The sequence below is a fragment of the Stieleria magnilauensis genome (genome assembly GCA_007753675.1).
In the GTDB taxonomy this organism is placed as follows: Bacteria; Planctomycetota; Planctomycetia; order Pirellulales; family Pirellulaceae; genus Stieleria; species Stieleria magnilauensis.
In genome coordinates this window covers 2210920-2232807 of record CP036432.1, presented here as the reverse complement: position 1 = coordinate 2232807, position 21888 = coordinate 2210920, and the positions used below count along the sequence as shown (strand labels likewise).

Sequence of the window (21888 nt, the reverse complement as noted above, 5' to 3'; positions counted from 1 at the left end):
ACACCGGAGGGCTCGCGCCCTACCGCTAAAAAAATGCTTCCCGGCATGCGTTACGTGAGCGTTGGCATGCACAGCATGCCCTACGTGAGTGTTGGCATGCACAGCATGCCCTACTTGGCACGCACAGCATGCCCTACTTGTTCCACCACCAGGTGCTGGATCGGGAGGCGGCGACTTGGTTCGTCAGCGAGGTGTCGACTTGCTGGTCATGAACGATTTGGAAGGCGTTGATGCTAACGCCACCGGATGCCGTCACGACCCAGCCGCTTCGTCCCTTGATGAAGCTGCACTCTGGTGCGATCGTTTGAGGCGCGTCCAACGTCGGCATTTCCAGCATTTCTTGATCGCGGAGCACGACCAATTCCAGTCCCGAGCGATTTTCGAGCTGTTCTTGCACGATCAGCGTCGAAGCGACCGTCAGATCCATCAGGTTTTGCAGATCACCGAAGACCGGCATTTCTTTGGCCAATTGCTCAAAGCGTTCGGTCATCGAGGTGGCCCATTTCTCGGCCAGCTTGTCGGACTTTCCGGCACTGGTTGCCGTGCCGTCGGCGGCAATGGCATCTTGTTCGGTCATCGTTCGGATCCCTTGACCGGTCAATTTCCAAACCGTGCCTTCTTCGTTACGCGTCAAGCTGTCGTACTCGCATTCCATCCACCAGCGAGGATTCATGCTGCCGGCGTGAGAGGTGTTGCGGGCGAGTTGCAGGTAGCTGGGAAGCCCTTTGACGGGTGAATCTTCAATCGCCATCGCCAGCCGTTTCATTTGATAATCCGCCGCGACAAGGATGCAGGCGTAGCGGCTGGTCGCGGGAATGCCGTTCAACTTGATCATCTGCGGTCCGAATGCCTGCTTCATCCCGGCTTCCAGGGCAGAGGGGTTCTGGCCGGGGCGGAGTTTCATGCGACCGAGAAACGCGTTCAAACGTTGCCGGCCTTCGGCCGTCGGTTCGATCGAACAGCTGATGCCTTGGGCACGCGAGTTTTCGACGTTGCGAAGCGCGACCACCAGGTCTTCCAACTGCAGGATCGCGGCGCCGGTTTCGGTGCCGACGACGCTGCCGGTTTCCGACAGGGTCCAGGGTTCGGCCGGTCCAGCCAGGATCAAGTCGTTGTTTTGCTCATCGAGCAGCACGTATTGGATCCCCGTCAGCCCGGCCATGTAGCGAATCTCGGCCGGCAGTAGATCGCCGGTCGCAATTGATTGCTCAATTGCCTGCTGCAGCCCAGAGAGGGACACCATCCGTAGATCCGCTGCCGCAGTCAGATCGCCCACTGGCGCGGTAACTTGGTCGCGAAGTAGGTTGACCAGTTCCTGTTTTTCTTGGACGGTCGCAGACCGGACCACACCAGTCGGATCGATCGAGACACCGCCAACATTGTTGCCGAATCCGCCACCGCCGAACTGGGCGTTGGTCTGCGAGGCGACTGCAACGAGACAGCTCATCGCAATCGCGATCATGAATCGAGCTTGGCTCAGTTTCATCGAAAAGTTACTCCGAATGGAATTGGATTTTAGACGCCGGCAATTCGCAAAGACGCGTCATCGTACGGCGGAAAAGTCGGTTGGGAGGCGGCCTAGACTGCATAAGAGAATAGTTGCCGCCCATTCGAGTCGCAAGTTCGACCCGGTGATCTGATAAACTATTCGGCATCCAATCGACTCCAGCCTCTTCGAGCGACTTCCAGGGAATCAGAGCACTTTGAGCGACAGCAGCCTCACCTTGCCGCCCCACGACGACGATTCGGGCCCCAACCGTCTGCCGCTGAAGGGGGTTTCGGCCTTAAACGGCCAATGGAGCACCCCCGTGGGTGGCATCGATGGCGGATACCTGGTGATCCAGTCGGCGGGGCGTTGGAGCGACGTTTTTCGACTCTCCGCACCCGGACAAGTCATTCTGGGACGGTCCAGCACCAACGACATCGCGATCCGCAGCGAAAAAGCGAGCCGCCAACACGCTCGGGTCTGGTCGACAGCGGCGGGCTGGATGATCGAGGATCTGGGCAGCCGAAACGGAACATTTCTCGGCGGCCGGCGGATCCAGGCTCCGACGGCCCTGTCCGACGGCGACAAGATTGAAATCGCCGGATTCTCGCTGCAGTTTGTTCACCAGATTCAGTCCGCCGAGGGGCCCGTCGCCTCGCCCAGACCCGCCGGGGCGACCGAAGATCACCTGACCCTGGCGATGGAAGCGGCGTCGATCACCGATCGTCGCGCCAAAAGCGAATACTTGCACAGCGATCCATTGGTCATCGAATCACCCGCCCAACCCGGGGCACTGGTGCAGACCGAAAAGGCCCGCGCGACACTGCTGCAATTGGCTTTCGAACTGGCCGGTGCGGAAACCGCTGCCCAAGCGATCGATTTGGTCCTGGACCGCCTGGCCGCATCGATCCCGTTTCGAAGCGCCGGCGCATTCGTCGTCGATTCACAAAAACGCCGGCAGACTCAGAACCAACCGCCGCAGAACCCATCCACCGACGGCCGGCAAGCCAACCCGCGATCGGGGCCGGATCCGTCGATGTTGACCTTGGTTGCGACGCGTCATTCCAATGATGCGGCACCGGGATCGAGCAGCTACCGACGTCCGGCCGATACCGCGATCGCCAGCGTCATCGGCCCGGACGGACAAGCGATCTTGGCCCGAAACGTTTCCGGTGACCGAACGTTGGCAACCGAAAACAGCCAAGGCGAGATCGATGCGGTCAGCATGATCTTGGCCCCCGTCAGGGATCGTGAAGAAAACCTGTTGGGCATGCTGCACCTGCTGACGACCGACAAAGAAACGGTGTTGTCGGCGCGCGATCTGGAATTTGTTCTGGCTGTCGCCGAGATCCTGGCCGAGTCGCTGCGGAATCTGCGTGTCCGCGGAAAACTGGATCGCTCGCTCCGCCGATCCCAACGCCAAATCCGAACGCTGCAAAAACAGATCGGCGGAAAAGTTCAAATCGTGGGCCAGAGCGATGCGGTCCGTGACATCATCGAAAAAATTTCCATGGTGGCCCCGACTCACGCGACGGTCTTGGTCCGCGGCGAATCCGGAGTCGGCAAGGAACTGGTCGCCTCGGCGATCCACCACGCCAGCGGACGCGCCTCGGCGCCGCTGGTTTGCATGAACTGTGCCGCGTTGTCGCCGTCGCTGCTGGAAAGCGAATTGTTCGGGCACGAGAAAGGTGCGTTCACCGGCGCGACCGATCGCAAGCAGGGCAAGTTTGAAGCGGCCGACGGAGGCACGCTGATGTTGGACGAAATCGGCGAGATGGATGCAGAGATCCAAGCCAAGTTTCTACGCGTGTTGGAAGGCCATCCGTTTGAACGTGTCGGCGGCCAAAGTCCGATCAAAGTTGATGTCCGCGTGGTCGCGGCAACCAATCGTGATCTTCAAGCGATGGTCGCCGAAGGTAAATTTCGCCAAGACCTGTTCTATCGCTTGCACGTCGTCGAGATTGTCGTCCCGCCGCTACGCAAGCGTGGCAGCGACATCCTGTTGTTGGCCGAGCACTTTTTGGCACAGTTCAACGAACAGATGGGCCGACGCATCACGACGATCACCGACGCGGCCAAACGGATGCTGTTGGATTATCGCTGGCCCGGAAACATCCGCGAGCTGCGCAACGTGATCGAACGCGCGGTGGTGCTGAACAGCGGTTCGACGATCGATGCCGAACACCTGTTGCTGACGCCGGCCATGTCGGCGGGCACGGGCGACGCGGAGTCAATCGCCGCGTCCAGTCCGGTCGAGATTTCGTTGGCCGAGTTGGAACGATCGCATATCGAACGCGTGCTCCGTCACACCGATGGCAACAAAAGTCGCGCGGCCGCGATCCTGGGCATCGAACGCAGCACGTTGGATCGAAAGCTGAAGAAGTTCGATCGGCAATCGTAACGAAAATGAGTTAGGCTTCCAGCCTGTCGACGCGGCAATGACGAGCCTGGAAGCCTAACCCACGGTGGATCACTCCACCGAATCGACTGCGGATTTTAAGGTTCCGCCGCTGGTGAGCGTGATGGTCTTGTCGCCGATCTTGATTTTCACGGCGTCGGCGTCGATCGATTCGACGACCCCACGCACGCTGCCGATTTCAAATTCGTCGCCGACACGCAACTTCAGCGTCGTGCCGCGCGTCCGAACGTTCATCCAGGCCGTCCAATCTTCGGCACCCTGCACCAACCCGGTCAGATAGGTCTGCTTGGCATCGTCGAATTCCAGCGGCGGCTTTTCGGGCGGCGGTGGCGGAGGTGGATCGACGACTTTGACCAACAACGTTTCTTCGACGGTGCGTTTGGGGTAGCCGTGATCGGTGACGCGAACCGTCACGTCGAACTCCCTCAGTTCGTCGCTGCTGACGCGCAACGTGCCGCTGCGATCGTCGATCGAGACGACTTCTGGGGGATCGACCAATTCATACGACAACCGGTGTTGTTCGGCGTCTTTGAAGACCAGCGATACGGCTTCGCTACGTCCCTTGGTCACTTCCACGGTCCGGCTGCCGTCGTACGAAGGCGCCCGGTTGGGCGGCTCGAACAGGTTGCGATTCAAGATCGGATCGCTGTAGGCCAGCGAATCCGGGTCGACGCGCCAGGCGTTTGTTTCGGGCGATTTGGCGTCGACGGGAGCGTTCCGCAACGAAGCCACTTCGATCGTCATGCTGATCGTGAACCCCGAATCGGTCTTGGACGGTTTGAGATCAAACTCGCGAATCCGGTGCAGATAGTCTTTGGACTGGATCTCGTGCATGAAATCAAAAATGTCCGGCGTCTCGGCGCGGCCGGTCAACAGAAACGTCATCTGTTGGTACAGATCGCCGACGGGGACGGTCCGTCCACTGTCGACCTTGGCGTCTTTGATGTTGTGATTTTCAATCACATCGAACAGCCAGCTCTGATAGTCGCTGCGGGCACGCTCGACGTCGCTGGAAACCGATCGCACCAAGTACTCGCCCATCTGCCGATCGGCCAGCGCGCCTTGGTTGCGTTGTTCGGCCAGTTGGACCTGGCGTTCCTGAAGACTTTCGTACTGGGTCCGCCGCTGCTTGATGGCGGTTTGGTATTTCGTCAATCCCCATTGGCCGAGCCCGAGGACGAACAGTCCGCCGACCAAGATCGCTAACATTCTCTCACGTTGGTTCATGCTTGGACCTCCGCCGTGTCGGTGGCGTTTTCGTTGGACGGCTGCTCGGGGGTGGACGGCTGCTGCTCAGCCTCTTGATCTTCGGAATCTTGAGCTTCGGATGGGGCCGCTTCGGATGGGCTTTGTTCGGCAGCCGGTGCTTCGGTAGCGGTGGACGGTTCGTCAGCGGCTTGGGATTCCGCTTCCGCGATCCGCTCCGCCATCCGCTGGTAGCGGGTGTTGCGAATCGTTTCGCCTGAAATCATCACCGACTCGGTAAACGTCCACGCGTAGGTGTCTTGGCCTTTTTGTTCTTGCGATCCCTTGCCGACGACACCGTGGTTCGGATCACGCAGTGCTTCTTCCAATTCGTCGATCACACTCGGCTCGGTAACGGCGCCGACGATGCGGAGCGTGCCGCCTCCGCCGCGAATGCTGGCGGTGCCCGAGATATTGCGGACGATCATCTTGTCACTCGGCGGTGCTTTTTCAGCCAGCCGTCGGATTTCGTCCAACCAATTGACGTCGCCGTCGAGAAACTGGTCGATAGTCTCGGTCCGCTCGATGCTCTCTTCGGCGGCTTTGGCCGACGGCAACAACAAGTTGACTTCGTTGGTCGCGTTGGCGATCTTTCGATCCCACTGGGCGAATTGCCGGTAGATAAAGAATCCCGCCAGGAAAACCGCTGCGATCGGTCCGGCGATCATCAAGATGCGGCGGACACGATCCGGTTCCTCTTCCGGCTTCTTGCGTGGGTTCAAGAAATCGATCAGCGTTTCCGGAGCCGTTTCGTCGCTGGCGAGCAGACCGACCAGAGGCGCGAGACGGCCGATGTGCTCGGGCAAGGCCGATCGGTCGATCTGCAGACTGACCAGATCAAACGGATTGACCGCTTGGACGTCTTCACAGCTGATCGTGCTCTTGATCGCCGCGATGTCCCCTGCGTGCACCGACTCGGTCCCCCAAACCACGATCCGACCCGGCGTCGAGGTCTCGCCGCAGGCCACCATGGTGCGGTGCAACTCACTTGCGATCGCACCGCTGCGATGCCTCGCTTCGGAAGGCAAGCGGACGGTGCGGACGAAAATCACCTTGCCGTCCCGCGCGATCACAATTTCCGCGTCATCGTTGAGCAGGTCGATCAAAACGCAAATCGGCGGCGTCTTCTGACCTCGCAAGTACAGCGATGCGGCCGAGAGCGGACGCAAGGCGATGCGTTTGGGCAATAGATCTGACGTCTTGCAGAGTTCCCGGACCCGATCCATGTCCCCTGGAGAAACGGCCGCCGCGATCAGCGTGTTGTTGTCATTGGTGCGACGGGTCACCAAAAAGTCGACGATCGCGCGTTCGCTGGCCGAGGCAAAGCTGCGGATGGCCTGAAATCGCACCATGTCCGGAAGCTCGTCGTCGGGCACCGGCGGCAACTGCAATTCTCGCAACTCCGCCTTGCCGCGACCGATCGTGACCAGCGTTTCCGTTTTCTGCAGGCCCTCGCTGGTGATGTAGGCCCGTAGCTTTTCCGAGACCGATCCGTTTTCGGGGATCGGGATGACCTGTGCATCGGTCACCTGCACCTTGGAACCGTTGCAGTTGGCGACGACGATCCGCAATTCGCGGTCGTCATAGTCGAGGGCTATTCGTTTAGGCATGGTGGTAGTCTAGTTCGATAAGGTCAAAACGCACGGTCCGTCTCGGTAGGGCTGGCTGGGAATCGTTAGGGGGGACTGTTACTGGGACGCTGTTATTGGGAGGCGGCGGGTTGGTCACCGGACACCGCGGCCGTGTTGCGGATTCCGAGCACGGAAACATCAAACGCCCGACCGAGATGGCTGAGGTCTCGATAGGACACGATTTTGGGGTTCACGGTGGTCGCGTCGATGATCACTTCTTGGCGATGGGCCAAGCCGGTCGATTCAAAGTAGCCGACGATCTGGGCCCGATAGACGTCGCCGCCGCCGGTCAACAGCGGCACCAGGTTTCTCATTTCCGCCAACGTCACGATGCCCTCGACCATCAACCAGGTCTCATAGAACCGGTTCTCGTCGTCGGTTTCCGTCCCGCGGGCTTCCAGAATCATGCCGACTTGTTCCTCGGTCAAAAACGGGATGCCGTACAACAGTTCCGCGGGGCATTCATTGACGTTGATTCGACCGGGCATCGCCGGCGTGTCGCCGGTGACCAGTTTGTCCATGATCAGCGGCAGGTAGATGCCCGCGGTCAGCAACGTGAACGGACTGCGGTAGGTCACCGCGTCGTCGCCGCCTCCGACGGTGACGGTGGCGTCGATCAGATCGAGCACCTGGGTGAACTCGATTCCGCCGCCGGCCGACAGATCAAAATTCTCCAGCAAGTCCGCCGTCCAGATGCCTCCGTCGTTGGCCGGTTGGGCATCCGGTGCGGCGTTGGCCGCATCCGGCAGTGCCGCTCCGGCGATGGACGTCGACGGTGCCCCCGACATGCGGTACGCACAAATAAAACTGGCGTAGACGTCATCGCCGAGGACATCGGTCAAGTCTTCGTAGAGGATTTCCAAATCGTCCGCGTTGATGTTCACCCGAAACGTGCCGTCACGCTGCTTGTTGGCTTCTTGCCCGTGGATCGTGAAGTAGGCCGCCAAGCCGAGTGCACCGGGCGTGTCGACGGTGACGTTGAAGCGTTGCTGTTCGTCCGGATCGAGCACGCCGTTGCGATTGGTATCGGCACCGAACAACAGTGTCGGCGTCATCCCGCTGACCAGCAACAGTTCTTCGACGCTGCTGATCGGGCCGTTGGTCGGTTCGTAGGGCGTCGGCAGTCCGCTGTAATACTCCAGCTCCGCTCCATAGGGTCGCACTTCGTCGTCCGCGTCCAGCCAGTCCATGATCGAATCAGCGATCTCTTCGGTCATCCCCGGCAAGGCCAACAACAACGCGGTGGCGATACTCTCGGGCAACGCGTCGCCGCTGTCTGGATCCGAGAGCAGACTGAGCGCGGCCATCAAGCCTTCGGAGTTTTCATCCAAGACCGTCAACGTGTTGAGATTCAAACGAGCCGATTCGTCCTGCAACCCGAATCGGATTCCGCTGAGCATGCCGTTCTCATTCAGATCCGGCGCGGGGACGGAGAAATCACAGACGTTGGCGGCGTCTTGATTGGAAACCGCGATCGCCTGGAACAGGTTGGGATTGTTGTAAACACCTCCCATGTCGTCCCGCATCATTCGGGGTTGAGACAAAATCAAACGAATCGCCTCGGCGCCGGAATCGGCAGCCACACGGGCCCGGACCAGGTCACCGGACAGATACGCGGCGTCATCGTAGGCGACCATCACTCCGGTGAACGAGTACACCGACAGCGTGGCGACGACAACGACCAACAACACCAGCACCAGGAAAAAACCTCGCCGCCGGCGTGGACGTTGCGTGTTGAGTTTGGTTGGTGAATTCATCAGAGGCCTACCCCCGAAAGATCGTCTTCCTCTTCTTCTTCGATGATCTTGGCCATCGTCAGTTTGACCACGTGCTGGAACACCCGTGGTTCCTGTTCACTCTCGGCGACCAGCGGGTCGACCATGACCATTTGGATTTTCACGGCCAAGGGTAGTTCCCCGAGTTCGTCGCTGTTCCATTCGATTTGCCAGGTCACGCCGTCCCAGTAGGAGAATTCGATTCCGGTGACTTCGGGTGCGAGCAATTCGCCGGTCTGGCCGAGTGCCGCGAGGTTGCCCGAGGTCGATGCGAACGTCGTTGCGGAGCGATCCAAGACGCGTCGTACCAAGCCGCCGGCGGTCGTCGAGGTCGTCGCATCCAACTTGGCCAGCGGATCCTCGATCCCGATCGAATCGGCCGCCTGAACGTAGTACGTCACGGTTTTCAGATCGCTGGGCAAATCGGCCAGGTTGCCGGGATCGACGTCCATCAGCACGGCATACTCTTCCAACCGCGGCAGGCGACTGGTGTCGACTTGCAGTTGGTACTGGTCTCCGATCAAACCGGGCGTCTGCAGCACGGCGACTCCCGATACCGTTGTGGTCACGTCCTCTTCCAGCGCCGGGTCGTCCGTGCCGGCGGCCTCGGCGGCGCCGGGATCGCCCGCATCGCCGGTGTTGCCACCGCCTGTGGCCGACGCGGCGGTGCTGGCCAGCAAGGTTTCTAGCGCGCTGGTGTCCAACGGTTCCGGGTGCAGCGACGCCCGCAAGTCATCTTCGATCATTTGCATCACGGCCGCGGCCAGCATGGTTCGCCGCATGTCCATGTCACTGGAATCCATGTCGACGGCATAGAAACGGAACGCGGCGTTGACCAGCGTCATCAGGACGACGGCCATCGACAGCGTCAAAAACAGTTCCAGCAAGGTGAAACCGCGTCGTCGCCGGGAACGGCTGAACCGAGTCGCCTTGGTCAGGTTCGATGCAATCATGTCAGCGGCTCCTCACCGCCGTTGGCGATTTCTTCACGCGCCGCCTCTTCTTCCGCCTCGGCTTCTTCCAGTCCCAGCGCGGGGTCGATCACCCAGCGATCGAGCGCGAACGCGGCCAGTTGTTCGGTGCCGTCGCCTGCGCGAGCCAACACGGTCACGCGTAGCGAAAGCAATCCATCGAGTTGGCCGGGCATGACTTCGACGGTGTAGACGAACGTTTCGGTCGACGCGCTGTCGAATGACTCGGCCGGCGCTTCGACGATCGTCGTCGGTGATTGCCCCGCTTGGAGATTCAACAGCTGTTCGTTCAATTTGGATTGGCAGATCATCCTGGCGGTCACCAGCGCGCGGGCTTCGCGCGCGGCGCTGACGCCGGTCCCGGCGATTTGCGCCAGGACGGCCAGACTGCTGCCGAGGATGGCCAACGCCAGAATCATTTCCAGCAGCGAAAAACCGCTCCCGCGACGTCGCATCGCAGCTTTGGATGACGCTCGTTTCGGTGATTGCGAGACGATCATTGATTGGCCCCCACCTCGCTGATCGTGACGTCGCCGGTGATGCCACGCAGCTTGATTGTGATCTGCCCGTGCTCGGGATGCATCAGCACCACCGCGGCGGTGCTGGTGGTCCCGTCGGGGTAAAACAAAATCGGTTGACTGTATCCTTCGGCTTGGTTGCTCATCGTTGCCTGTTCGATTTCCATCGCCCGGGCTGCGGAAACGACCGACACGCTTTTGACCACGACGTCGTCGGGCAAATCCACCTGACGGATTTCCGATTCGTCCTGGATCACCGGAACAAACTGTCCTTGTTCGGCGCCGGACAACAGAGCCGACTGCGTGCCGGTCTGGTCGATCGCGTTGACGGAGTCGGCCAGGGAGAAATACGGCTGGACGCGGAGTTGGCTGGATTCGAGCATCGCATCGACCATCAAGATCCGGCCTTGCCGCATCGAATCGACGCGCGCCAGCATCAATTCTTCGCGGATTAATTTGGCCCCACGGACGATCCTTCGGTCGCCGAGCAACCAGGCGACTTGCGGAATCGCGATCGATGCGAGGACGGAAAGGATGGCCAAGACCAACAGCAACTCCAGCAGCGTAAAACCACTTTCTCGTTCTCGTGTGCGATCTCTCTCAAGTGCGACCATGTCAGGTAACGCAGTGAAGCGTTTTTTAGCGGCAGGGCGCGAGCCCTCCGGTGTTTCGGGTAACGCCGTGAAGCGTTTCTTAGCGGCAGGGCGCGAGCCCTCCGGTATTTGGGATAACGCCGTGAAGCGTTTCTTAGCGGTAGGGCGCGAGCCCTCCGGTATTTGGGATAACGCCGTGAAGCGTTTTTTAGCGGCAGGGCGCGAGCCCTCCGGTGTTTGGGATAACGCGGTGAAGCGTTTCTTAGCGGTAGGGCGCGAGCCCTCCGGTATTTGGGATAACGCCCTGCCGCTAACACCTCGCAAATCGCAGATGAGCGACCGGAGGGCTTGCGCCCTGCCGCTAACATCTCGTAAATCGCAAGGAATCAATGCTTGGCGGCGTGGCATCTCAGGAGCGGGGGCCGTGTCCGGGATGGAAAAGTCGGGCGGCGGAACCCTCTACATCTCTGGCGAACGCCACGACGATGCTTGCCGCCTACGGCGTCACGACGATGTCGTCCTCGGTGTTTTTCTGGCCGTCGATGCCTCCGCTGCGGAGTTCGTAACTGTTCCCGTTGACGCTGTAGTCGATGTCATTGCCCCAGGCGTCTTTGGGGATTTCGGTGATGATCGGCGCGACCCACTTCGCCTTTTTGGCCGCATCGGAGGGTCCGTCACGGAGTTCTTCTAGGGTTTGCGGCAGGCTGTTCATGCGGATTTGGAACATGTCGATGTTCGACTTGAGCATCTTCATCTGAGCCATCGTCGCGTCGGCATTGGCGGCCTGACCGGTCCCCACGACGTTCACCGCGACGATGCCACCGAGGACCACGAGAATGGCGAGCACCAGCAACAGCTCGAGCAGCGTGAACGCGTGTCGGGCGGCACGACGGTGATGGCGACGGCGACGGGTGGAAGCGGCAAACGGGGAGGATGGACGTGACATGGATTGGATTTGCATGAGTCTGGGAAGGGTTCCGAAAGGGGAAAGGGGCTCCGCCCGTTTGATCACCAGCGGACGTGCGAGGGGGGCGGTCGACCCACGCCGCGTGTGAGGCCTTGCCTGGACGAGCAGCGACAGCGTACCAGCCCGGGGGGGCGATACTCGAGGTGCTCTTTGTATCTTAACCACTCGCCCACCAAAAGGTTCCGCGATTTAACCAACAAGCCGCAGGCGGGCGACTCAATGGAACCGGTTTACGCCCGACCCGACGCGGAAGTTGAGGCAGACGACGAGTGCGGAACAGGGGGCAGGTACCGATGGTGTCTAGCCTTGAGGCGATTCCCGGTCGCTGCTTCGCAGCGACAGTGGGCGGCTAAAGCTTGCACACCAACGCTGATGCCCGTGCCATTGGTACCTGACCCTGATCCGCGGCCGAGATTTCTCGCCCAAGATTTGCCGCCGAGGATTGTTCGCTCAGCCCCCCGGATGTCGCCCAATCAGACAGGAATCACCTGTCTTGGCCGCTCGGGCGCGCTAAAACCCGCTCAGTCGGACCGGGAAGCTGGGTTATTCTCGGGCAGAAATGCTAGAATGACGCAGACTTGTGAATATTCTGTGGATGGATTTCCTGCCGTTTGCCGCTCTCGTTCGATGGCGCCGACCGGTAGGTGAGACGTCCATCCAGTCGGTTTCTCGTATCCTCTCCACTTTTCGCTCGGAAGTTTCCCATGGCGGCACGCGACGATTCAGTCATTCGCGGCAGCTTAATCACCTGTTTGATTCTGCTGGTCCTCTCCCTTGCCCTGAACTTTATCCTCTGGAGTTGGGGAAGCGGCCAAGCGGAAGAACGGGCGACCATTGCCACTCGCCTGACCGACGTCTCAAACGGTCTGAAAAACGCCGAGGAAAAGAACATCACGATGCAGAAGATGCTCGGTGCCGAGCAGATGACCCAGGACGAATTCGATTCCTTTGCCAACAGCAGCAGTGGCGATCCGGAATTCGACGCCCTGGCCACCCAGTTCCATAGCGACATGCAGGTGTTCGGCCAAGACGTCGGCATCCAGGACCGCCACTACGGCGCGCTGGTTGATTACTTCATGAACGCGATCCGCGACCGCAACGAACAGTACGGGGTCGCCCGCGACGACGCCAACAAGATCCGGGCACAAGCCGCCGCCGATGTCGCAACCGCCCGTGCCGCACAGCAGAAAGCGGAAACTGAACGCGAAAACCTGGCGAAACAACTCGAAGACGAGCGAACGCAATTCGCCACCTATCGAAACGACATGCTGACCAAGATGGAGCAGGCCAAGGACAGCAAGACGAAGAGCGAACGCGAGCTGCAGGCGTTCCAACGCAAAGCCGGCACCGAAGTCAACAGCCTGCTCGCCCAGACCAAAATTCTGGAAAACACGATTGAAACGCAAAAGCTGGAACTGAACAAACTTCGTGGAGGCAGGTTCGAAACCGTCCAGGGCGAAATCCGCTACGTCCTCCGTGGCGGCAAAATCGTCTCGATCAACCTGGGCTCCGCCGACGCGTTGCGACCGGGGATCACCTTCGGCGTGGTCGATCGCGATGACACCGCGCGGCTTCAAGACGCCGACATCAAGGCGTCTATCCAGGTCACCAAGATCCTCGGCCCCCACTTGGCCGAAGCACGCGTCGTGGCGATGCCCCAAGTCGGCAACCCGATCATCGAAGGCGACGCCGTTTACTCGCCGTTTTGGGCACCCGGACGGACCGTACGCATCGCCTTGGCCGGCGGCATCGATATCGATGACGATGGACGCCCCGACAACGACATCCTGGAAGGCATGATCAAAGCAGCCGGTGCGGAAATCGCGGACAACGGCGAGCGGACCGGCCGAATCGACCCCAGCGTTCGCTTCCTGGTCGTCGGTGAATCGCCGCAAATCGAAGGGCGTGACGAAGAAGTCGCCGCCGCCGAATTGGCGGCACTCGGCGAGGCCAAGCAGCGGGCGACCGAAGCCGGTGTGACCGTGATCCCCGCCTGGAAATTACAGGCCTATCTCAAGACGCTCGATGATTCGTTGACCACGCCGTTTGGGTCCGCGGTGCGTGGCGAAGACTGGCAACCCGAGCCGGTCCCAGGCCCCGCGCGTCGTCGACCCGTCGATCTACCCGACATGTTCAAGCAACAAAAAGAACGGGTGCAGCGGACCAACGAAATCGTCAGTCCCTAAGCAACCAATGGGAAAAGGACCGGGACAGGCTTCCAGTCTGTCGACGTCGGGAAAGCCTGGCGACCGGCCCTTACTCTTCGCTCGGCGACAACGTTAGACTGATGGCATCCCATTGTTCACTTTGAGGTGCCATCATGACCAACCATGTCTTTCGATTCTCGCTCGCCATCCTGGCGATGGGTTTGACCGCTTCGGGGACCGCGTTTGCCGACGAAGCAACCTCGCGAGAAACCCGATTGGCGAAGTACTTGAGCGGAACTCAGTTCATCGGCAAGTTCACCGTCGATGGAAAGGACGGGGCGCCGAAAACCGAAGCCTACACGATCAAGTCGTGCGAAAAACTTCCCGCGGCGGATCTGTATCGGTTCACCGCGCGGATCAAGTACGGCAACGTCGACCAGGAACTGCCGATGGATCTAAAAATCGTGTGGGCCGGCAATACACCGGTGATCACGCTCGATTCGTTGTGGATCCCCGGCATGGGCACCTTCGACGCCCGCGTCTTGATTCAGCCCGGTCCCCAAGCCGGTCGCTATGCCGGAACCTGGCAACACGGAGACCACGGCGGGCACCTGTTCGGGAAGATCGTTCCCCTCTCTGAAGACTCCGCTGAAAACGCGGCGGAGAACGCGGCCGAAAACTCCCCTGAACCGGCATCGGAAAACGGCGGCCGAGCGAATTAAGAGTCCGCGTCTTTGGCGGCGCAGTTACGTTACACCACTTGAGCATCACCTTGGCAAACTGGTACGACCACCCCCAATACTTCGACATGCTGTTTCGAGAAGAGACGCCGGTCGAAGTCGCTTTTTTTGAAGAAGCCTTCCAGCGGTTTGCCGAGCGCAAGGTGCGGCGTGTTTTTGAACCCGGTTGCGGCAGCGGACGGCTGGTCGTGGCGATGGCCGCCAAAGGGTACGACGCGACGGGGCTGGACCTCAGCGACGCGATGTTGAACTACATGCGCCGCAAGCTGAAGCGACGAAAGCTTCAAGCGACGTGCGTCAAGGGTGACATGACGCACCTGCAGTTTGACCAACCGTTCGACGCGGCGTTTTGCACCTACAACACGTTCCGTCACCTGCTGACCGAAAAAGACGCCGTCGCCCACCTGCGCAGCATGGCCGACTCCATTGCCACCGGCGGCTTGTATATCTTGGGCATGCACCTGGTGCCCGAAGAAGACTACGAAGCGGTCGTCGAGCGATTTAAAATGAGTCAAGCCGGAACGACGCTGACGACCACGATCAGTGTTCCCCATACCGACGAAAAGAAACGCCTGGAAACCCTCCGCGTCAAACTGAAAGCCGTCAAGTCGAGCGGGGAGATCATCCGCATCCAAAGCGAGTTTCCCTTGCGGCTCTACACGCCGACGCAATTGAAACGGCTGTTCAAAAAAGTCAGCGACCAATTCGAGTTGGTCCAATCGTTCGACTTCGCTTACGACATCGACGATCCGCTACCCTTTGACAAAGAGCTGCTCGAAGGCCTTTTCGTGTTGCGCAAGAAGTAACTGGGGTAAGCATCTTGCTTGCCACCCTCGCCGGCTCCGCCGGCGGACTTGTGACGGAAACGTAGGTCACGCTGTGCGTGACAGACGGCATGCACAGCATGCCCTGCGCTGCTGCAACGCAAGCTGGAAGCTTACGCCACTACTGCAATTTTTCGTTGCTGCGATGGCGATCGTTGTCGCGTTTGGTTTTCTTTTCCAAATTCGCTCGCAGCGCTGCGGTCAGATCGATCCCCGACTGATTGGCCAGACAGATCGTCACGAACAGTACGTCAGCCAACTCATCGGCCAAGTCGCCGGGTGGATCGCTCGACTTGTACGATTGCTCGCCACAGGTGCGTGAGAGGATCCGCGCGACCTCGCCGACCTCTTCGACCAGCTGCGCCAAATTGGTCAGCTCGTCGAAGTAGCGAACGCCGATGGTTTGGATCCAATGGTCCACCTCGTCCTGTGCCTGACGAAGCGTGAGCGGCGGCTGGGCGGCGGATGGACTCATTGGGCCAACAACAGATAGGTGCCGCTTTTCCCGGCCACGGCGATATCCACTTTGGAGTCCCCGTTGAGGTCTTCGGCGACGATTTGCAATCCACAGCCGACGTGACCTTCGTCGATGGTGTGACGCTCGAACGATTTGGATTCTTGATCCCAGGTGTAGTAGTACAGACACGGCGGCTCGTTGCCGCCGGGATCACGGCTGTTGTGGGCGTAATAGCGTTTGCCGGTGATCAGATCTTTGTTGCCGTCTCCATCCAAATCCACCCAAGCCAGGGTGTGGGGCTGACTGTAGCTGGAATCGATCTCGTGAATCTGAAACTGAAGCTTGCCGGTTTCCTTGTCCGGATCGGTTTGTTCCCACCACGACAATCCATAATCGTGTCCCTTGCCGATGATCACGTCGCTATCACCGTCGCCGTCCAAGTCGGTCACGATCATCGGCAACGAGCTGTGCAAATCCCAGTCGGCGTGAAAGATCCAGGGTTGGCCCCAGGGATCCGATTGCGGCTGTTCATACCAACCTTGGCCGACCAAGACATCGGTTTTCCCGTCGCCGTTCAAATCACCGACAGCCACGCCGTGGCCATTGGCGGATTCGCCCAGGGTATGGCCGACAAGCGAATACTTGGCCGAGTTCTCCGGTTTGGCAGCGGCTTTCTTGGCGCCCGGCTTGCCGGCTGCCTTGGTGTCGTCGGCCGCTGGTTCCTGATCGCCGGTTCGGTCGATCAACCGATAGACCATCATCGGGCAATCCTTTTTCCAACTGTTGACGATCCATTCGGGCCGTCCGTCGCCGTCCAAGTCTTCAAACAGCTGACCTTCGTTCTGCGACTTCTTGGTGTCTTTCAACAGGTGAGCCGGCCATTGTTTTCCCAATCGCAACGCTTCCTCGCCGGGGTTTTCATACCAATAGACCTCGGTCGGTAAAAACGATCCGGCGATGACATCCAACCGGCCGTCGCCGTTGACGTCAAACAAATAGTCGCCGTTGCTTTGCACATAACCGTTCCAGTCATCGATGTTGCGAAGCGGTCGCGCCGCCCAATCGCCGCCCTTGTACCACTGGCGACCGGCCACCAAATCGGTCACGCCATCGCCATCGACGTCTCCCGCGGCAATCCCCTCGTTGGCATCGAGCGCGAGCATTCGCACGGAGAATTCAACCGGTTTGCCGGCATCGGCCTCGCCGCTTGTCGCCAGCAAGGTGCACAAAATCGGGGCAAACAGAGCGAGACAGAGCGAGATCCGTGTGGTCATGGCGGGAGATGCGGGTGGGGAGTGGGAAGAAAGCAAGCAGGCGACAATCGCCCGGCCGAAACGGCAGCGGGCCTGTCGCATTCTATCTTATCCCTTCTCCGTTCTGGCCTGTCGACTCAATCGATGTTCCGAAATCAATGCCATGACGCCACGCGCGACGCGTGGGCGAGGGGTGCTGCGTGGACTTTTGCCAACGCGTGGGGGCTTGAATCGACAGGCCGGTTCGGGGGCGGAGACGTCATGAACCGCCATCTTGCCGAGTCTACCGACATCCCCCAGACGGCCGAACCGTTGCCGTCGCCGCAAACGAAAAAGATCGAGAAATGCGGGAAAAAACTAAAGAATGACCTCCTTGAATCCTAGGAAGACCGGACCACATGCGGCATGATGGTGCCCGTCACGTGACGATGCGTGTCCCCCCTCCGTCTCCTGAGATCGCCGTAGTCCTGATGACCGAATCAACTGCCAACGAAACGGACGCCAAAACGGATCCACAGACAGCGATCTTTCGGATCAATTCGGAACAAACCGAACTTGTCAGCGCGGAAGACCCGGAGACGACGCATCTGGTTTCGACCGCCACCCCGCTCGAAACGCTCCCTCCGGCCGATCCGACGCTGTACGCGGAAGACTTGGCCGTCGGAGATGTTTGGTTGACCGAGACGCGTGAGATCACCGACGGCGATGTGCAGGCGTTCGCTGACCTCACCGGCGACCACACGCCGCTGCACGGCGATCAGGGATCGGCCTCTCCGTACGGAAAACCGATCGCCCACGGATTGCTGGGGCTGAGCGTGTTGGCAGGGCTGGGCACGAATTATCCCAAAGCATCCACGCTGGCCTTTGTCTCGGTGGAAGACTGGCGGTTTGTCGCCCCGGTTTTCTTTGGGGATCGCGTTCAGGGACGCAACGAGATTGTCCAGATCGAGCCCCACGGTCGCCGTGCCGTCAAGGTGCGCTGGCTGAGACAATTGCTGGACGAGACCGGTCGAGTGACCCAAGAGGGGTACTTTGTGACCCTGGTCGGCTCCAAAGCACGCGGTCGCAAAAAGCCACGCTGAGCCCGGTGATCTGTGTTCGGTGGGCTATCCGCCTGCATCGCGTCTTCTCTCCGGTCCGCCGCGAACCCCTCCCCGGCCGAACGCGTCTGGTTGGCATCGACGGCCTGTGGTTTGAGGGTTTGATCCAGATTTCGAGATCAACAATCCGGCCGAAAATCCTTTGGGGTTTACCCATCGAAGCCTTACAATCCGGCCCCGACGGGTACCGCTGTGAAGCACGTGTTCCCTGCGTTTAGCGAGCGATTCGCGGTGGGGGACACGCCCCATGCCGCTAAAAATGCTTCACAGCGTCGCCCAAAAGCGGCTGATTTTCGCCCGGTTGGTATGCGAGGTGCACTGTTGGACGGCACCAGGCCGACGTTGTCAGTCTTGCCAAGCTATAATAGAGGGGTCCGAGCGACCCGACGATTTCAGGAGGACTTTTCCCTAAGTGCGTGAACAACATCTAGTCAGTGATGACACTCCGGAACGAAGCGTCTTGGCACGATTGATCTTGCCCGACACGCCGGCTCCGGAAGATCCGCTGGAGGAATTGCATGGATTGGCGACGACGGCTGGCACCCAAGTTGTCGGCGAATTGATTCAGCGGCGTGCGTCGGCTGAACATGGCACCTACCTCGGAAAAGGAAAAGTCGAGGAATTGCGTTTGCTGGTCGAAAAGACCAAAGCCGACGTGGTGATCTTTGACAACGAATTGACTCCCGGGCAGATCCGAAATCTGGAGAAAGCGACGGGCGCCAAAGTGCTGGATCGGACCGAGTTGATTCTGGATATTTTCGCCGCCGGTGCGCGAACCTACGAGTCCCGCTTGGCCGTCGAGCTGGCCCAATTGGAATACACGCTGCCGCGATTGAAGCGGATGTGGACCCACCTGTCACGTCAAGCGATGGGCGTGGGGATGCGTGGCCCGGGTGAAAAGCAACTGGAAGTCGACCGCCGATTGGCTCAAAAACGCATCCACGATCTCAAACAAGAATTGGGCAAAGTCGAATCGCGTCGCGAACGCCAAGTCGCCTCGCGCAAGGAAGCACCGACTGTGTCGCTGGTCGGTTACACCAACGCCGGCAAGAGCACGTTGATGAACGCGTTGACCGAGGCGGGAGTGCAAGCGGCGGACAAGCTGTTTGCCACGCTGGACACTCGCACCCGTCGCTGGTACTTGGTTCACTGGGGCACCGTCCTGCTGAGCGATACCGTCGGGTTCATTCGCGACCTGCCCCACTCCTTGGTTGCCAGCTTTAAATCGACGTTGGAAGAAACGCGGCAAGCCGATCTGTTGCTGCACGTCGCCGACGCAAGCAACCCGAACGTGTTTGACCAGATCAGCGCCGTGTACAAGGTGCTCAGCGAACTGGAGATCGAAGAGAAAGACACGCTGTTGGTGCTCAACAAGATCGATGCGATCAAGTCGCCGGCGATGCTGAACCGGGTGCTGGATCGCTACCCGAACGCGATTCCCGTCAGCGCCAAGAGCGTCAAGGGACTTGAGATGTTGACCGAGGCGGTCGGCGAGGCGCTCGGCCGGGAATTCCTGGATTTGGACATCGATGTCGATCCCGGTGACGGCAAATTGCTGGCCTATCTGGCGGCCAAGGGAGAAATTGTTTCGCAGCACTTCGGTGCCGACGTCGTCAACGTGCGTGTGAAGATGCCCGTTGCGGCGATGGGGCCGGCCCGCAAGTCGGCAATCTCCATCCGCCCGGCCGGCACCGGCACCTTCGCACCGGTTGAAACCCCCGTTGAACCGCCCGTCGACACCCCAGCCACCGACGTGGCGTAAGCTCCCAGCTTACGTCCCCAACAGTGGCGTACGCTTCCAGCTTGCGACTCCAAAGCGACGTAAGCTCCCAGCTTACGACCCCAACAGTGGCGTACGCTTCCAGCTTACGTCCCCAGCAGTGGCGTACGCTTCCAGCTTGCGCCCCCCCACAGCAGCGGCAACGCCGTGCAACATCCGTTAAAGGACCCACGACTTGGCCCACTGGAATCCGAGCGGAAAACTGGCTGTCGTCACCGGTGCCAGCAGCGGCATCGGCCGATGCTTGTCCAAGCGGCTCACCGCGGCCGGTTGCCGAGTCATCGCGGTCGCACGTCGGGCGGATCGCTTGCAGTCGCTCTCCGAAGAGATCCATTGCGACGGCGACAACGATCTGCTGCTGCCGATCCATGGTGATGTGACTGACTCGGCGACACACGATCAAATTGAATCGCTGGTCCGATCCCGCGGTGGCTCACTGGATCTGCTAGTCAACAACGCCGGCATCGGCGCGATCGGCAGCTTCGAAGAGGCGACGGAGTCACGGCTGCGAAAGATCATGGAGGTCAACTTCTTTGCCCCGGCGCAACTGACGCGTCGTTTGCTACCGTACCTGAAATCCAGCGACGACGCAGTGATTTGCAATCTCGGCAGCGTCTTGGGCCATCGCGCGGTGCCGGACAAATCGGAGTATTGTGCCAGCAAGTTTGCGATGCATGGCTTTAGCGATGCGCTGCGTGCCGAATTGGCCGGGACGTCGGTCCGGGTGACCTTGGTCAGTCCGAGCACGACCGAGAGTGAATTTTTCGATGTGCTGGTAGACTCCGACGCCAACGCCACTTCGAAGAGTATTGGCAGTTGGCCGGCTGATCGCGTCGCCGCGGCAACGCTTGCCGCGGTCGGCAAACGTCGCTCCGAAGTGATCCTCAGCCTGGGAGGTAAGATGCTGGTCTATGCCGACCGGATTTGCCCGCCCCTGATGAATTGGCTACTCCGCAAGGAGCACTAGGCGTATTGGTCGATGTCGGTGACGACCTGCACCATCGGGTTAGCTCCGCTGGTTCGGAAATAATCCGGTGCCCAGCGTCGCAGTTCGATCCACATGGCAATCACAGCGATCAACAAGAACACCATGCTAAGCACCAGCATGACGGTGTAGACGCTCGGCGGCTGTTTGCCACCCTCAGTCGATGGAAGTGTCGACACGGTCACCCTCCAAAATAAATCCTTCGCTGTAGTCTTTCATGATCTCGCCGACGGCTCGGTTGGGCGTCGCTTTGAGGACTTTCAAACGGCCGATGTAACGCGATTTCCGCGTGACTTCGAGTTCGTGGCCTGGTCGAATTCCGTCATCCATGCCGATCGAGACTTCGGCCAAACCCTTGGTTCGATTGATGACCAGTACGTTTCCATTGCGTTCCGGCGGAGCCCCGTCCAGTGGCGCTTTGGGGTCGATCCCCATGTGGTCGGCGATCTCTCGGAACCGAGTCAGCTCTTTTTGCAGATTCTGATTCCGCGTTTCAAATTGGAGGCGGACACCGCGAGCTTCGTTGAGTTTGTCCTGCAGCACCAGCGTCTGGGCGAACAAGGCATCGCGATCTTGCTGCTCTTTGCGTACCTGATCGCGAAGGTTTGCGGTCGTGTCGGTCAGCGTTTGCAGCTCCTCGGCACGAATCTTGTCGACCTGAGCCAAGTTGGACAATTCGCCTTCGAGCTTCTGGACCGAGCTGATTCGCAATTGCAATTCTTCTTGCAGTTGGTCGAGCTGGGTTTGCAACGAAGCGAGTGCGGTTCGACGGGCGACCTGCTCACGACTGAGCGCCGCTTGAGCCCGCTGCTTGGCGTCCTCCAGCTGCTCGTTCTCGCGAGAGATGGCCTCGATCTTTTCCTTGTACCCGCTCGGCCCCAACACGACATCGCGCCAATTGCGATGCGAAGCATTGACCGCCAGGGCCAAGACCATGAAGGACAGGCTGAGCAGGAAAATGATGACGGTAAACGACTTCCCAAGTAAGGTCATTTTA

General features: G+C 59.8%; 20 protein-coding genes. 8 read left to right on the top strand and 12 right to left on the bottom strand.

The window, feature by feature from the left end; translation table 11 throughout:
• Nucleotides 1-133 precede the first annotated feature (133 nt).
• On the bottom strand, nucleotides 134-1486 hold the full coding sequence (locus TBK1r_RS08025; RefSeq protein ID WP_145208761.1) for a DUF1598 domain-containing protein: 1353 nt from the start codon (nucleotides 1484-1486) through the stop codon (nucleotides 134-136).
• A 217-nt stretch (nucleotides 1487-1703) separates the two neighbouring features.
• Here TBK1r_RS08025 and TBK1r_RS08020 point away from each other — a divergent pair, with 217 nt between their 5' ends.
• On the top strand, nucleotides 1704-3887 hold the full coding sequence (locus tag TBK1r_RS08020) for a sigma 54-interacting transcriptional regulator (RefSeq protein ID WP_419581112.1): 2184 nt from the start codon (nucleotides 1704-1706) through the stop codon (nucleotides 3885-3887).
• 69 nt (nucleotides 3888-3956) lie between these two features.
• Here TBK1r_RS08020 and TBK1r_RS08015 read toward each other — a convergent pair whose 3' ends face one another.
• The 7 genes from TBK1r_RS08015 to TBK1r_RS07985 form a co-directional block, all read right to left on the bottom strand.
• A complete protein-coding gene (locus TBK1r_RS08015) occupies nucleotides 3957-5132 on the bottom strand; it encodes a cadherin repeat domain-containing protein (RefSeq protein ID WP_145208759.1) in 1176 nt (391 codons plus the stop codon).
• Entirely contained in the window at nucleotides 5129-6760 is a 1632-nt protein-coding gene (pilM, locus tag TBK1r_RS08010; RefSeq protein WP_145208757.1) for a type IV pilus biogenesis protein PilM, read from the bottom strand. Before pilM ends, TBK1r_RS08015 begins: the two co-directional genes overlap by 4 nt.
• Nucleotides 6761-6852: 92 nt before the next feature.
• Entirely contained in the window at nucleotides 6853-8538 is a 1686-nt protein-coding gene (locus TBK1r_RS08005) for a type II secretion system minor pseudopilin (RefSeq protein ID WP_145208755.1), read from the bottom strand.
• The gene (locus TBK1r_RS08000) at nucleotides 8538-9509 is read right to left on the bottom strand and encodes a prepilin-type cleavage/methylation domain-containing protein (RefSeq protein WP_145208753.1); all 972 of its coding nucleotides are present in this window, start codon (nucleotides 9507-9509) and stop codon (nucleotides 8538-8540) included. Before TBK1r_RS08000 ends, TBK1r_RS08005 begins: the two co-directional genes overlap by 1 nt.
• On the bottom strand, nucleotides 9506-10027 hold the full coding sequence (locus tag TBK1r_RS07995) for a type II secretion system protein (RefSeq protein ID WP_419581111.1): 522 nt from the start codon (nucleotides 10025-10027) through the stop codon (nucleotides 9506-9508). Before TBK1r_RS07995 ends, TBK1r_RS08000 begins: the two co-directional genes overlap by 4 nt.
• Nucleotides 10024-10659 (bottom strand): prepilin-type N-terminal cleavage/methylation domain-containing protein, encoded by a 636-nt coding sequence (locus tag TBK1r_RS07990; RefSeq protein WP_145208750.1) that lies wholly within the window; start codon nucleotides 10657-10659, stop codon nucleotides 10024-10026. The genes TBK1r_RS07995 and TBK1r_RS07990 overlap by 4 nt, the downstream gene beginning before the upstream one ends.
• Before the next feature lie 475 nt (nucleotides 10660-11134).
• Complete coding sequence (locus TBK1r_RS07985; protein WP_145208748.1) at nucleotides 11135-11584, bottom strand: type II secretion system protein GspG; 450 nt, start codon at nucleotides 11582-11584, stop codon at nucleotides 11135-11137.
• Nucleotides 11585-12309: 725 nt separating this feature from the next.
• On the opposite strand from TBK1r_RS07985, the gene TBK1r_RS07980 reads away from it, so the two are divergent.
• The 3 genes from TBK1r_RS07980 to TBK1r_RS07970 all read left to right on the top strand — a co-directional run bounded on the left by TBK1r_RS07980 (nucleotide 12310) and on the right by TBK1r_RS07970 (nucleotide 15298).
• A complete protein-coding gene (locus TBK1r_RS07980) occupies nucleotides 12310-13791 on the top strand; it encodes a hypothetical protein (RefSeq protein WP_145208746.1) in 1482 nt (493 codons plus the stop codon).
• Between the two features lie 176 nt (nucleotides 13792-13967).
• Complete coding sequence (locus TBK1r_RS07975) at nucleotides 13968-14474, top strand: hypothetical protein (RefSeq protein WP_419581546.1); 507 nt, start codon at nucleotides 13968-13970, stop codon at nucleotides 14472-14474.
• Nucleotides 14475-14524: 50 nt separating this feature from the next.
• Nucleotides 14525-15298: a class I SAM-dependent methyltransferase gene (locus TBK1r_RS07970; RefSeq protein ID WP_145208744.1), complete on the top strand. Its 774-nt coding sequence runs from the start codon at nucleotides 14525-14527 to the stop codon at nucleotides 15296-15298.
• Nucleotides 15299-15437: 139 nt separating this feature from the next.
• On the opposite strand, the gene TBK1r_RS07965 is transcribed toward TBK1r_RS07970, so the two are convergent.
• Both TBK1r_RS07965 and TBK1r_RS07960 read right to left on the bottom strand, forming a co-directional pair.
• On the bottom strand, nucleotides 15438-15791 hold the full coding sequence (locus TBK1r_RS07965) for a nucleotide pyrophosphohydrolase (RefSeq protein ID WP_145208742.1): 354 nt from the start codon (nucleotides 15789-15791) through the stop codon (nucleotides 15438-15440).
• On the bottom strand, nucleotides 15788-17047 hold the full coding sequence (locus TBK1r_RS07960; RefSeq protein ID WP_145208740.1) for an FG-GAP repeat domain-containing protein: 1260 nt from the start codon (nucleotides 17045-17047) through the stop codon (nucleotides 15788-15790). The genes TBK1r_RS07965 and TBK1r_RS07960 overlap by 4 nt, the downstream gene beginning before the upstream one ends.
• 240 nt (nucleotides 17048-17287) lie before the next feature.
• On the opposite strand from TBK1r_RS07960, the gene TBK1r_RS38425 reads away from it, so the two are divergent.
• The 4 genes from TBK1r_RS38425 to TBK1r_RS07945 all read left to right on the top strand — a co-directional run bounded on the left by TBK1r_RS38425 (nucleotide 17288) and on the right by TBK1r_RS07945 (nucleotide 20873).
• Nucleotides 17288-17410, top strand: coding sequence for a hypothetical protein (locus tag TBK1r_RS38425; RefSeq protein ID WP_419581110.1), 123 nt, complete (start codon nucleotides 17288-17290; stop codon nucleotides 17408-17410).
• A gap of 86 nt (nucleotides 17411-17496) precedes the next feature.
• Nucleotides 17497-18108, top strand: coding sequence for a MaoC family dehydratase (locus TBK1r_RS07955; protein ID WP_145208738.1), 612 nt, complete (start codon nucleotides 17497-17499; stop codon nucleotides 18106-18108).
• Nucleotides 18109-18538: 430 nt separating this feature from the next.
• Nucleotides 18539-19888 (top strand): GTPase HflX, encoded by a 1350-nt coding sequence (gene hflX / locus TBK1r_RS07950; RefSeq protein ID WP_095742554.1) that lies wholly within the window; start codon nucleotides 18539-18541, stop codon nucleotides 19886-19888.
• 193 nt (nucleotides 19889-20081) lie between these two features.
• The gene (locus tag TBK1r_RS07945) at nucleotides 20082-20873 is read left to right on the top strand and encodes an SDR family NAD(P)-dependent oxidoreductase (RefSeq protein ID WP_145208736.1); all 792 of its coding nucleotides are present in this window, start codon (nucleotides 20082-20084) and stop codon (nucleotides 20871-20873) included.
• Here TBK1r_RS07945 and TBK1r_RS07940 read toward each other — a convergent pair.
• Together TBK1r_RS07940 and TBK1r_RS07935 are read right to left on the bottom strand one after the other, a co-directional pair.
• Nucleotides 20870-21070, bottom strand: coding sequence for a hypothetical protein (locus tag TBK1r_RS07940; RefSeq protein ID WP_145208734.1), 201 nt, complete (start codon nucleotides 21068-21070; stop codon nucleotides 20870-20872). The genes TBK1r_RS07945 and TBK1r_RS07940 overlap by 4 nt on opposite strands.
• Nucleotides 21048-21884 (bottom strand): hypothetical protein, encoded by an 837-nt coding sequence (locus tag TBK1r_RS07935; protein ID WP_145208732.1) that lies wholly within the window; start codon nucleotides 21882-21884, stop codon nucleotides 21048-21050. The genes TBK1r_RS07940 and TBK1r_RS07935 overlap by 23 nt, the downstream gene beginning before the upstream one ends.
• Between the last annotated feature and the right edge of the window lie 4 nt (nucleotides 21885-21888).

Excerpts from the sequence above, each read along its gene's own strand:
- TBK1r_RS07960 (WP_145208740.1), bottom strand. The coding sequence starts at position 17,047 with ATGACCACACGGATCTCGCTCTGTCTCGCTCTGTTTGCCCCGATTTTG.
- TBK1r_RS08025 (WP_145208761.1), bottom strand. The coding sequence starts at position 1,486 with ATGAAACTGAGCCAAGCTCGATTCATGATCGCGATTGCGATGAGCTGT.
- TBK1r_RS38425 (WP_419581110.1), top strand. The coding sequence starts at position 17,288 with ATGAACCGCCATCTTGCCGAGTCTACCGACATCCCCCAGACGGCCGAA.
- TBK1r_RS07995 (WP_419581111.1), bottom strand. The coding sequence starts at position 10,027 with ATGATCGTCTCGCAATCACCGAAACGAGCGTCATCCAAAGCTGCGATG.
- TBK1r_RS07965 (WP_145208742.1), bottom strand. The coding sequence starts at position 15,791 with ATGAGTCCATCCGCCGCCCAGCCGCCGCTCACGCTTCGTCAGGCACAG.
- TBK1r_RS07990 (WP_145208750.1), bottom strand. The coding sequence starts at position 10,659 with ATGGTCGCACTTGAGAGAGATCGCACACGAGAACGAGAAAGTGGTTTT.
- TBK1r_RS07955 (WP_145208738.1), top strand. The coding sequence starts at position 17,497 with ATGACCGAATCAACTGCCAACGAAACGGACGCCAAAACGGATCCACAG.
- TBK1r_RS08005 (WP_145208755.1), bottom strand. The coding sequence starts at position 8,538 with ATGAATTCACCAACCAAACTCAACACGCAACGTCCACGCCGGCGGCGA.
- TBK1r_RS07980 (WP_145208746.1), top strand. The coding sequence starts at position 12,310 with ATGGCGGCACGCGACGATTCAGTCATTCGCGGCAGCTTAATCACCTGT.
- TBK1r_RS07935 (WP_145208732.1), bottom strand. The coding sequence starts at position 21,884 with ATGACCTTACTTGGGAAGTCGTTTACCGTCATCATTTTCCTGCTCAGC.
- TBK1r_RS07985 (WP_145208748.1), bottom strand. The coding sequence starts at position 11,584 with ATGTCACGTCCATCCTCCCCGTTTGCCGCTTCCACCCGTCGCCGTCGC.
- pilM (WP_145208757.1), bottom strand. The coding sequence starts at position 6,760 with ATGCCTAAACGAATAGCCCTCGACTATGACGACCGCGAATTGCGGATC.
- TBK1r_RS08000 (WP_145208753.1), bottom strand. The coding sequence starts at position 9,509 with ATGATTGCATCGAACCTGACCAAGGCGACTCGGTTCAGCCGTTCCCGG.
- TBK1r_RS07975 (WP_419581546.1), top strand. The coding sequence starts at position 13,968 with ATGGGTTTGACCGCTTCGGGGACCGCGTTTGCCGACGAAGCAACCTCG.
- TBK1r_RS08015 (WP_145208759.1), bottom strand. The coding sequence starts at position 5,132 with ATGAACCAACGTGAGAGAATGTTAGCGATCTTGGTCGGCGGACTGTTC.